At 56.2% G+C, this 11,028-nt stretch carries 10 protein-coding genes; 1 reads left to right on the forward strand and 9 read right to left on the reverse strand.

Annotated features, from left to right (window positions below):
- Positions 1–10 precede the first annotated feature (10 nt).
- Genes D0851_RS02050 through D0851_RS02060 form a run of 3 tightly spaced genes read right to left on the reverse strand, consistent with a single transcriptional unit; the run spans position 11 to position 1,760 of the window.
- On the reverse strand, positions 11–622 hold the full coding sequence (locus D0851_RS02050) for an ATP-dependent zinc protease (protein ID WP_117617126.1): 612 nt from the start codon (positions 620–622) through the stop codon (positions 11–13).
- A complete protein-coding gene (locus tag D0851_RS02055) occupies positions 619–1,194 on the reverse strand; it encodes an ACP phosphodiesterase (RefSeq protein WP_117617127.1) in 576 nt (191 codons plus the stop codon). Before D0851_RS02055 ends, D0851_RS02050 begins: the two co-directional genes overlap by 4 nt.
- 23 nt (positions 1,195–1,217) lie before the next feature.
- Complete coding sequence (locus D0851_RS02060; RefSeq protein ID WP_117617128.1) at positions 1,218–1,760, reverse strand: porin family protein; 543 nt, start codon at positions 1,758–1,760, stop codon at positions 1,218–1,220.
- 252 nt (positions 1,761–2,012) lie between these two features.
- On the opposite strand from D0851_RS02060, the gene D0851_RS02065 reads away from it, so the two are divergent.
- A complete protein-coding gene (locus tag D0851_RS02065) occupies positions 2,013–3,425 on the forward strand; it encodes a TrkH family potassium uptake protein (RefSeq protein ID WP_205422311.1) in 1,413 nt (470 codons plus the stop codon).
- 3 nt (positions 3,426–3,428) lie between these two features.
- Here the strand turns inward: D0851_RS02065 and glgP are convergent, their stop codons facing one another.
- From glgP to glgC, 6 genes are all read right to left on the reverse strand, one after another.
- Positions 3,429–5,657, reverse strand: coding sequence for an alpha-glucan family phosphorylase (glgP, locus tag D0851_RS02070; RefSeq protein ID WP_319922346.1), 2,229 nt, complete (start codon positions 5,655–5,657; stop codon positions 3,429–3,431).
- Positions 5,658–5,681: 24 nt separating this feature from the next.
- Entirely contained in the window at positions 5,682–5,954 is a 273-nt protein-coding gene (locus D0851_RS20415; RefSeq protein WP_227539412.1) for a DUF3417 domain-containing protein, read from the reverse strand.
- 110 nt (positions 5,955–6,064) lie between these two features.
- Positions 6,065–6,424: a PilZ domain-containing protein gene (locus D0851_RS02075; RefSeq protein ID WP_117617130.1), complete on the reverse strand. Its 360-nt coding sequence runs from the start codon at positions 6,422–6,424 to the stop codon at positions 6,065–6,067.
- Between the two features lie 102 nt (positions 6,425–6,526).
- A complete protein-coding gene (gene malQ, locus D0851_RS02080) occupies positions 6,527–8,020 on the reverse strand; it encodes a 4-alpha-glucanotransferase (protein WP_117617131.1) in 1,494 nt (497 codons plus the stop codon).
- Positions 8,017–9,744 carry a glycoside hydrolase family 57 protein gene (locus D0851_RS02085; RefSeq protein ID WP_117617132.1) on the reverse strand — a complete coding sequence of 576 codons (1,728 nt, stop codon included), beginning with the start codon at positions 9,742–9,744 and terminating at the stop codon, positions 8,017–8,019. The genes malQ and D0851_RS02085 overlap by 4 nt, the downstream gene beginning before the upstream one ends.
- The gene (gene glgC / locus D0851_RS02090) at positions 9,734–10,999 is read right to left on the reverse strand and encodes a glucose-1-phosphate adenylyltransferase (RefSeq protein ID WP_117617133.1); all 1,266 of its coding nucleotides are present in this window, start codon (positions 10,997–10,999) and stop codon (positions 9,734–9,736) included. Before glgC ends, D0851_RS02085 begins: the two co-directional genes overlap by 11 nt.
- Between the last annotated feature and the right edge of the window lie 29 nt (positions 11,000–11,028).

Below are 11,028 nucleotides of genomic sequence, written 5' to 3' on the forward strand. Positions count from 1 at the left end.
TAACACAGAATTATTTCTCAAGCACTTTTGCCTGATGCTTTTCGGCCAGTTCTTTCAGCGTCATGTACTCGCACTCCCGTTTGGCAAGAAATGCGTCGGCGGAGTCCACCAGAATGTTGTCATCGCGCATGAAGCGCCGGCCCAGGAGTACCGGGTAGGAGAACTTGCCCCGGTCCGTCAGTGAAAACTGTGTTTCATGGGTGGTGCCTGCGATGCAGAATTCCATACGTACCACGTATCGCCTCTGTGAAGGCGCGCCTTTGCGTTTGATGAGGACCGTTCGCTCTACCGGCCGTTCAAGCTCCAGAGTGACATTCTCATGGTCCAGTTCGCCTTCGGTTGGCTGGTCTTCGTGATCGCCCAGTGGAATCTGAAAACTCACCCATTCCTTGCCGTCTTTATCGAACGGTTCGACGTTAACAGCATGGAGAGACGAGGTTTTGGCACCGGTATCCAGGCGGGCTTTAAGGCGAAGGCTGGTATCCTGCATCACCACCCATTCCACAAAGCCAAGGGTTTCCGGTGAGCGTTTTTCACTGTTTGAATCTGACTCAGCTGAAACAACAATCGTCGAGAGGAAAAACAGTGCGGCAGCCGCTCCCGCCTTACTCACAAACTTCATTCAATATCTCCTGCAAATTCCTGTAAATCGGGAAAAAATGAAAGGAACTTCTGCTCCAGTTCAGCTTCGTTTTCCCGGATCTCTATGATGATGCCAGTGAAGTTGTTCGGGAACCGGATTCGTCCCGCAACCCGGTCCAGGGCATAGCCCACATTCTGCAGATCTCTATAGGCCCCAAACCAGTCATGCCAGACCATTCTGCGAGTTACCCGGGCCATGGGTGAAGGCATCAGATGCTCGTATTCCTGCAACTCCTGGTATATCCGGTGAATAAAGAACTCACGTTCAACATCGCTGAATCGGTTCCAGTGTTTAAGTAGGAAATGATCATAAAGGATATCAAGGGCAACACCGGCGAAGCGCCTGCGCTGCCGGGAGAAAACCCGTTTGCTGGCAAGTACGTCCGGATGCTGATCGGTAAAACGGTCGACAGCCCGGTGGTGGCGAACGCCCTGCCTCACCGCGTCCGGGAGTGCCGAGAGATCGACACCCCGGGAAAAATCGCCGAGGATGCTGCCCACCCGGGCTTCGGGTGAATCAGGCGCAAGAAATACGTGAGCCAGATGGTTCAAGCGGTCTCCCCGGTGGTCTGGTCTCAGAAGTTGAACTGAATGCCGACGCCCAGGCCATCGATTTCGGTATCGTTGTCTTCATAGTAACGCATATATTCGAGGTTTCCGGACAGATTCGGTGCGAACTCCATATTCATCCCGATGCCGTAGGAAACGTCGGTTTCATCCTCGGTTGCAGTGCCAAGGAAAGAATCCGCTTCGATTTCGACCCGGGTGAAGCCGAGAACGGCATAAGGCGTAATCGGAGACTCGTTGACCAGGTTGAACGTGGCATAGCCGCCGAAGAAGTTGTCCAGCGAAAAATCTGCTCCGCCAATCCGGTCATCATCCACACCGAAACCACCCCGGGCTTCGATACCCAGAAATGGCGTGGCCATCACGCCGACCTTGGCTGAAAGCGTGCCCACATCGGCATCGGCGCTACCGCTTTCAAGGTTGATAAAGGTGTAATTCAGGCCGGTATAGAGGCCGCCAACGCCGGATTTGTACATATCCTGGGCGCTTACAGTGCCGGCAGCCGCCAGACCAGTCGCAAAAAATACGGCGAGTGAACGTGTGTGTTTCATTATGGTTTCTCCTTAACCGAAAAATTCGGTGTAGCAACACTGAACTTGCATCAGACTCACGACATTTGCCATCAGAAAGATCCGCATTTACCCGATATTTACAGTGATTTAATTCGCCGGTAATTCCGGGTTCGGCCCTTTGTTACCTTGCGGAAGGCTGTACCCACAGGTATTCTGACGCCGTCTCCCGGTATCAGCTGGCTCGAGCATCCATTGAGAAATCTTTACCCCGTTATTTTTATAGTCAGCGTCATGTTTGTGCTTCTCAGCATTTTCATGACATTGCCTGTCATTTTGCTTGCGGGCTCCGAAACGCCAAACGCCATGGCGTTTGCGGAATCGGCGGCTATTGCCTGTGGCGTGGGGATTCTGGGTATGGGCCTCACCTACCGGAAACCACGGGAGCTGAAGCCGAGGTACATGTTCGTGCTTACGGTTTCGTCCTGGTTCATTATTGCGCTGCTTTCCTCTCTGCCTTTTTACCTGAGTGACCTGAAAATTTCCGCCGCCGATGCATTTTTTGAGGGCACGTCAGGTATTACCACTACGGGTGCAACCGTGCTCAGTGATCTGGATACAATGGATAAGGATCTGCTGATCTGGCGTTCGATCCTGCAGTGGATAGGCGGAATCGGGATCATCGGCATGTTCGTTGCGGTCCTGCCGTTTCTCCGTGTAGGCGGTATGCGTCTGTTTGCCACGGAGTCTTCGGAGTGGACGGATAAGGCCTTGCCTAGAATGAAGACACTGAGCCGGGGCCTTCTTTTCGTGTATGTGGCGTTCTCGATTATTGCTGTGGTGACTTACCGGTTTTCCGGCATGACACTGTTCGATGCCTTCAACCATGGGCTTACCAGCATTGCAACGGGCGGTTTCTCTACCTCCGACATGTCCATGGGCAAGTTCAGTGATCTGATCCTGATGGAGGCCACCTTTTTCATGATCATTGGCAGTCTGCCTTTCTTCCTGTTTGTGCGGGAGATGCACGGGCAGCACGGTGTGCTTTTCCGGGATCAGCAGGTTCGTCTGTTTCTGACGATTCTCTTCGTCGTTCCTTTACTGCTGACCCTGTACCGCTGGATGGTCTCTCCTGTGCCGTTCCATCCGGTCCACAACTATGCAGCCACTCTGTTTAACGTAACTTCGGTCGTAACAACCACCGGCTACGCCTCTGAGGATTATTCGGCCTGGGGTCCACTGACGTTTGTGCTGTTTTTCTTCCTGATGTTCGTGGGCGGCTGCTCCGGTTCCACGGCCGGTGGCATGAAGATCTTCCGGTTCCAGCTGTCGCTGATCATTCTCCGTGAGCAGCTGATGCGCCTGCTGCACCCCCGCGCGGTGCTTACCCGGAAGTACAATGGCCGCTCGGTGAGTGATGAAATCATCTCTTCGATGATCGCTTACACCTTTATTTTCCTGCTTTGCCTGCTGCTGATAACGGTTGCCCTGGCAGCCATGCAACTGGACTTCGTCACAGCCCTGTCTGGCGCCCTCACAGCATTGACCAATGTGGGGCCAGGTCTCGGAGATATTATTGGTCCGGCAGGGAATTTCGGGCCGCTGCCAGATGCCGCAAAATGGGTGCTATCGGCCGGTATGCTGATGGGCCGCCTGGAAATCCTGAGTGTTGTGATTATGCTTGCGCCGGCGTTCTGGCGCACCTGAGGGTTATTTCAGCCAGAGTATTGCCGGGTTCTCAAGGGGCAGGTTCAGGCGTTCGTCATGCACCCGCAAACGCGGGGTGTAGTGCCCCTCGGGGCGTGACGGCACCATACATTCGTACCGGTAGCTATGAGCGGATCCGCTCAACGGGTGCTGCATCGCCATCGCGGTAACCGTTCTTGGCCCGTATTCAGAGGCCTCTGCCACCAGCTCAACAGCAATTCTCTGTTCATCGATACCATCAAGGTATACTTCTACCGTGTAAGTCTGGCTGGCACCCGATTCGGCAACATTGAATGCGCTGAAGCGCAGCCGTGGCCAGTGCTTCCTGATTTGCCGTTGCTCATCCAGAATTTCGGCCGCCGTCTCCGGGCTCCGCAGCTTCCCTTGTTCCGTCATTGGCAAATAGAATCGTTCCACGTATTCGCGAACCATACGGTTGGCCGAATAAGCGGCAGTGAGCTGGTCCATGCTGGCCCGAATCTGTTGCAGCCATTTTCTGGGCAGGCCCTGCTCGTCCACATCGTAGAAACCGGGAATCACCTCGTGTTCCAGCAAATCGAAGAGTTCCCGGGCGTCCGAAAGGTCATGCTCGCTCGTACTGCGCAGCTCCTCGAAGGTGGCACCGGGGCGGATAGCCCAGCCCACATCGGCGTTCCAGGCTTCTGCCCACCAGCCATCATACTGGGACAGGTTCAGGCCACCATTGACCAGTACCTTCATGCCGCTGGTGCCGCAGGCTTCCCAGGGATGCCGGGGGCAGTTAAGCCATACATCCACGCCCTGGATCAACTGGTTGGCAACGCCCAGATCGTAGTCTTCGATGAAAACCACTTTGCCTTCCACATCTGGTCGTCTTGAAAAGGCCTTCCATCGCCGGATGATCTCCTTACCCCGGTGGTCATAGGGGTGGGCTTTACCTGCAAGCACAATCTGTAACGGCCGGTCCCGGCTTGCCAGTAGCCTGAGCAAACGTTCCTGGTCCTTCAGAAGCAGATCGGGCCGTTTGTATTCGGTGAAGCGTCGGGCGAAGCCAAGCGTAAGGGTTTCATGATCCAGCAACAGCCCGCACGCGGCAGCGTGGTTGTTGGCCGGGTTCTGCTCGCAATGCTGGCTTGAAAGCCGTCGACGGAGGTAACCAATCAGCCGGTTGCGCTGAAGCCGCCTCATCTCCCATAACTCTTCATCCGTGATTGCTGTCATCGGGCAGGACATCGGCAGCGGGCGGCACCATCGGTCCTGGCCACAGGCCCGTGTCCAGATGGCATCGGATTCCGGTGAATCCCAGCTGGGCGTGTGTACGCCATTGGTCACAAAGTCTGCCGGAATATCCTCAATCGGCCAGCGTCGGAAAAACGGCTGGAAGAGAGTCTGCGAAACCTTCTGATGGATGCGGCTGACCCCGTTTATCCGGCCGCTCATATTTAACGCAAGCAAAGCCATATTCAGGCGCTGGTCGGCGGAGTCCGCCCCGGTCATGGCACGCTCGCTGCCCAGTTCCAGAAGTTGATCCGCGTTCAGATCCCGGCCTTCCAGCCAGGGAGCCAGGTAAAGCCGGAGCAGAGATCCGGAAAAGTGGTCAAAGCCGGCGGCCACCGAGGTGTGGGTAGTGAACAGGTTGGTTGCCCTGGTGGCTGTGCGGGCTGTCTGAAAGTCGCTCTGGTGATCCTCCTGCCAGCCGAAGGCTCGCTCAATCAGGGCCAGGGCACAGTGCCCCTCGTTAAGGTGACATAAGCCGGGCTGTCGGCCCAGTTGTCTTAACAAGCGCCAGCCGCCGATCCCCAAAACCATTTCCTGTTGTAAGCGCTTTTCCGGGTCACCGGTATAAAGCTCACTGGTAATCCCCCGGTCGCCGGGCTCATTGCGGGGGTCATTGCTGTCAAGCAGCAATAATTCGCAGCGGCCCACCTGAGCTTTCCAGGCTCGCAAACGCACATTCCGGCCGGGAAAGGGTACAACCACCCTCACCCACTGATCGTCTTCATCCCTGAGTGGCGAGACAGGAAGCATGGTAGGGTCGTTGTAGGGATAGAACTCCATCTGCTCGCCATCGGTGCTGATGGCCTGGCGGAAGTAACCCTGCTGGAAAAGTAATCCCACCGCGGTTACGGGCAGGCCCAGATCGCTGGCTGCCTTGAGATAATCGCCAGCAAGAACCCCCAACCCGCCGCTATAAAGTGGCAGGGATTCACTGATCCCGTATTCCATGCAGAAATAGGCAATGCCTGGCCCCAGATCGCCTGCACAGTCTTCCGAATACTAGGTGTTGGCGTTAACGAATTTGTGGTGGGCCGCCAGCTGTTCGAGATAGCGTTGCTGGAATAAAGGATCCTGCTCGAGTTCTTCGAGCCTTTCACCAGACACACTGTTCAGAACCAGCCAGGCATTGTGGGTGGAATCCCAGGTTTCTTCATCAAGGGCGCGCCACAACTCGTCACTGCCGTGGTGCCAGGTCCACCGCAGGTCCAGTGCCAGACGAAACAAACCGTTCAGGAATTCCGGTAAGGACCGCGGTGTATAGGCTAGGGTCAAGGCTGACGTCCTGTCAGATCAGAGATAACATCAATGAGTGGTGTAACCGCCATCAATAATCACCAGTTCATTACCTTCGAGTCGTGCCATGAAAATCCTCCTTGATGATTTCAGTAGGCTTGCCGGCGAACCGGAAAATAGTTCATCGGCATAGGATGTTTTTTCAGCCAGCAGATTAACGAGGAGACGGTAAAGCTGTCGTTCTCAACGCCTTCGAAATCCACGCCAAGCCCTTTGTCTGATTTGCGGACAACATGGGCTTTCAGCCTTCGGCACTGCTTTTCCTGTTTGCCGGGAAAACGAAATTCGAGTTCGACGGTCTGGTTTAACTGCACATCGGTGTAATCTGTCGCAATGAAGAGGCCCCGCTTTGAGGCGTCCCGGATCTGACCGGTTGCTACGGGCATTCCGCGTTTATACACCAGCAGGCGAAGCTTTCCGTGAACGCGTTTACTGAGTCTGTGTTCCATGTACCCTCCCCCGGTGACTCATCAAGAACGCCAATTGTTGAAGCTGTCTGTGTCTTATATCGGACTCTTGAGGACGCTTCTTTGATGCTGATCAAAAACCAGTCAGCACCACGACAGGCGACCATGTTGTCGCACTGATTCGGTGATTCTGTCTGACAGCTCTTTCTGGCAAAGATTCCAGTCCAGTTGCCATATCCAGTTATTCTCCACGGTTCCCGGTGTGTTGAACCGGGCCTCTGTTCCAAGCCCAAAAAAGTCCTGCATGGGAACGATGGCCAGCGAGCACACCGACCGGAAAGCCGCCTCAATAAGGGGCCACGGCATGCCCTCCCCTGTGGTTCCCAGGTACTCGTTAACGTACCGCCGTGTGTGGTCGTCAAGGTTTTGGTACCACCCAAGGGTGGTGTCGTTATCGTGGGTCCCCGTGTACACAAGATCCCGTGCATGATGGTTGTGTAGCAGGTGCGGATTATCCGGGCTGCCGTCAAAGCCGAATTGCATCACCGTCATCCCTGGTAATCGGAACCGTTTGCGCAGCTCTTCCACATCGTCGCTGATAATGCCCAGGTTTTCGGCCACAAGGGGCAAGTCGGGGAACCGGGTGAAGCAGGCTTCGAGAAAATGGTCGCCGGGGCCGGATACCCAGTAGCCATACCTGGGTTCTGGTGTCGCTGCCGGAATCTCCCAATAGGCGTGCAGGCCACGGAAGTGATCAATTCGGATCAGGTCAAACAGGTGGCGTTGGCTTTCCAGCCGCTTCAGCCACCATTGGTACCCATCGGCCGCCATGGCCTCCCAGTTGTAGAGCGGGTTGCCCCAGTGCTGACCTTCAGACGAAAAATAATCCGGCGGTACGCCGGCAACCACCGTGGATTCACCCCGTTCATCAAGCTTGAACAGATGTCGGTTGGCCCAGACATCGGCACTGTCATGGGCAACGAAGATGGGGATGTCACCAAACAGTAAAACCCCCTTGCTCCGGGCATAGTCGCGCAACGCCTGCCATTGGTGATGGAACAGAAACTGCTCGAACCGGATCCGTGCGAGCCGGGAGCGGTTCTGGTCAATAAAGTCACGCAAGGCTCCGCTATCCCGGTCTCTCAGAGAGTCCGGCCATTGCAGCCAGTCCGATGAATCCTGAACCTCCCGAATCGCCCAGAACAGGCAGAAATCATCCAGCCAGTAGTCGTTGGTTGCCCGGAAGCGTTGATAGGCTGCCCTGTCGAGTCCGTTCAGGCCGCCACCATCGCTGATGAAAAAGCGTTTCGCAGCCAGGGTCAGCAGTTGGTGGCGCACTTCGGGCGCGGGCTGCGACAGTTCCCGGTCTGACAGAAGACCCGCCTCGACAAGTTCATGCAAGTCTATGAAGTCCGGATTGCCGGCATGGGAACTCAATGACTGGTAGGGCGAGAGGTCCCGATGAGTTGGCCCGATGGGCAGTGTTTGCCAGATGCTCAGGCTGCAGTCCGCCAGGAAATCGGCAAAGGTGCGGGCGCTCGCGCCAAGAACACCCCAGGATCCTGGCAGGCAGGTTGGGTGGAGCAAAACACCGGCCCGCCGGGTACTGAACAGATCATCGGGGTTGCTTGAAGTCATACCGGCTTATCCGCTTCGTGCCCTGGCCGCATGGTGCCTCCCCGTGCCGGTTCCCCACTGCCCTGGCTTAACTGCTGGAATACGGAGGGTGGGGCCGGATAACCGATCATCTCGTACAGGTTCACCAGGTGCCGGCGGTACAGGTGTTCAAAGTCACTGACGATCTGGGCCGGGTTATAATCTCCGAACCACCAGAACCAGTCGGAGCCCTCGCAGATCGCCAACTGTTCTTTCGCGGATTCTTTTTGCTCTGCATTGAGGCTGCCGTTATCCATCACCCGGTCGTAATGGATTTTCGCCTCACAGAGCAGATCCCAGGCGCGGTTTTTGTCCGGGTCGCCTATCCAGGTGGAAAAGGTGCCGTAAATCCAGCTTCCGGCCACAAGGTGCGGCAGGCGAATGGGTTCAGCGACCGGGTGCGCGACCAGTTCGCTGTAGGTGGTCAGTTTCAGTTTTGGGTGATGCGCAAGTACCCGGTAGAGCTCATCCAGAAAATGAAAGCCATTCTCAGGGTAGTATTCCCATGCATTCTCTCCATCCATGATGACGGAAATAACCGGCCGGGACTTGCCCCGGGCTTGCCCGGCGATGTTTTCCATGTGATAGACCAGGTCTCCAACGGCATCCTTGGCGTGCCAGTCGGCGTAGGTGAAGCCGATCAGATCGGACAGGCCATCGTCCCGGAAGAAAACGGTTACCGGGGAGTCCCCGAAGGTGTACGGCTGGTGAATGCCGGAGTCCGGCAGCTCCGGATTCTCTTCCCGTGCCCGGTTGAGGCTGTTGTGAGCCACCGAATCGCCGCTGGCGGTCCAGTGGAATCCCGCGTCATCCAGCAGGCCCAGTGTGGTCTGGCTGAGGCCGCCTTCGGACGCCCAGCAGCCTGCGGGCTCAATGCCAAAAAAGCGCTGGAAAACGGTTTTCGCCTTCTCCAGTTGCCAGCCGGCCCGCTCTTCACCACCCGGATAGTGGCTGTGGTTGGGTAAAGTGATCTCCGGCATGGCCTCCCTGGCGGATTCCAGTTCCAGCAGCAACGGCAGCATGGCGTGGGTATAAGGGCTGACAGACAGTTCAACCTGCCCTTTCTGGGCCAGGTGCCGGTATCTCGGCCCGATACCAGATAACACATCGAATATCACATTCAGCAGGGCCCGGCGGTCATCCATTGAGAAATGTTGGCCCTTTTCCTGAAGGCTCCGAATGCAATGGTTTTCACGGCGTATGGTTTCACCCATCCAGCCCAGGTGATACCAGACCAGAAGATCCGACAGGAACCGGCCTGAGATATATCGCTGCAGTTCCGGCTTCTTGCGATAGACATCGGCCAGCTCAGCCAGCCGCGCATACGCTGGGTAGCGTCTGATAATACGATCCGGATTGGCCCGCAGGGATTTCTCCATCAGGCCCAGAAACGCCGGTGTGCCGGTTTCGGGCAGTTCCTCCGCTACCAGCGCCGCGAGCAGTGGGTCGCCGATCTCCCCGGCGCCATGGTGCCATCGCTCAATCTGAATGAGGTAGGTTTCAATCTGCTCAAGCAGAACCGGGGCGAAGTTGACCACGGCTTTTGCCTCAGGCTCGCGCTCCAGGTGGGCTGCCATGTCACTGTAATCCTTGATGGTGTGCAGATACACCCAGGGAAACAGGAACTGGCCTGTGCGCATGTCCTGATAGGAAGGCTGGTGCATGTGCCAGCAAAGCACCACCGGAGTTTTGGTGTCAGAGGCCATGGGGGTAATCCTGCCCAAGCATTTCGGGCGTGATCAGCACAATACCTTTGGAAGAAACATGAAACCGCTTGCGGTCCTCTACTTCATCAAAACCGATGCGTGAGCCTTCCGGAATGCGGCAGCCACGGTCAATCAGGGCATTGCGGATGTGGCAGTGGCGGCCAATCTCTACGTCCGGATAGATGACCGAGTCTGAGATATCACTGTAAGAATGCACCCTAACCTGCGAAAATAGCAGCGAATGTCTCACCATCGCGCCTGAGACAATACAGCCCCCCGCAACCATGGAATCCACCGCCGCCCCCCGGCGGTCCTCATCATCGAAGATGAACTTCGCCGGCGGCAATTGCTCCTGGTACGTCCATATCGGCCAGTGGGAATCGTAGAGGTTCAGTTCAGGACTGATGCCAATCAGTTCCAGGTTGGCCTGCCAGAGGGCATCAATGGTGCCGACATCCCGCCAGTAAGCGGGCTTGTTGTTTACCGGATCCCGGAACGGAAAAGCCACCACCCGCAGGCGCTTGATCACAGACGGAATAATATCCTTGCCGAAATCGTGGGATGACTCACCGTTCATCTTGTGATCGCGCATCAGCTCATCGAACAGTACCTGGGTTCTGAACACATAGATGCCCATGGACGCCAGTGCCTTACCAGGCTGGCCGGGCATGGATTTGGGTTGTTCCGGCTTCTCTACGAATTCAGTGACTCTGAGCCCATCGTCTACCGACATCACGCCGAATGCCGAGGCTTCATCAATAGGCACCTCGATACAACCCACGGTGATATCGGCGTCATTCTCAACATGGGCGGCCAGCATGGTGCCATAGTCCATCTTGTAGACATGGTCGCCAGCCAGGATCAGCACGTATTCCGGGGTGTGGCTGCGAATGATGTCGAGGTTTTGCAGAACGGCATCCGCTGTGCCTTCATACCAGGAAGTCTCGATGCGCTGCTGGGCAGGCAGCAGCTCAACGAATTCGTCCAGTTCACCTCGAAGGAACCCCCAGCCCCGCTGGATATGCCGGATCAGGGAGTGAGATTTGTACTGCGTGATGACACCAACCTGGCCGATGCCTGAGTTGATGCAGTTCGACAGTGGGAAATCGATGATGCGGAACTTTCCACCAAAGGGAACCGCTGGTTTGGCCCGCCAGTTGGTGAGGTCATGGAGGCGGGAGCCCCGACCTCCGGCAAGAACCAGCGCGAGAGTTTGACGAGTAAGGCGACTGACGAAACGCTTGGCCGTTTGCATAGTTGCTTCCCTGAAGAAAAATTTCCCTG

Source organism: Marinobacter sp. Arc7-DN-1 (assembly GCF_003441595.1).
Classification (GTDB): Bacteria; Pseudomonadota; Gammaproteobacteria; order Pseudomonadales; family Oleiphilaceae; genus Marinobacter; species Marinobacter metalliresistant.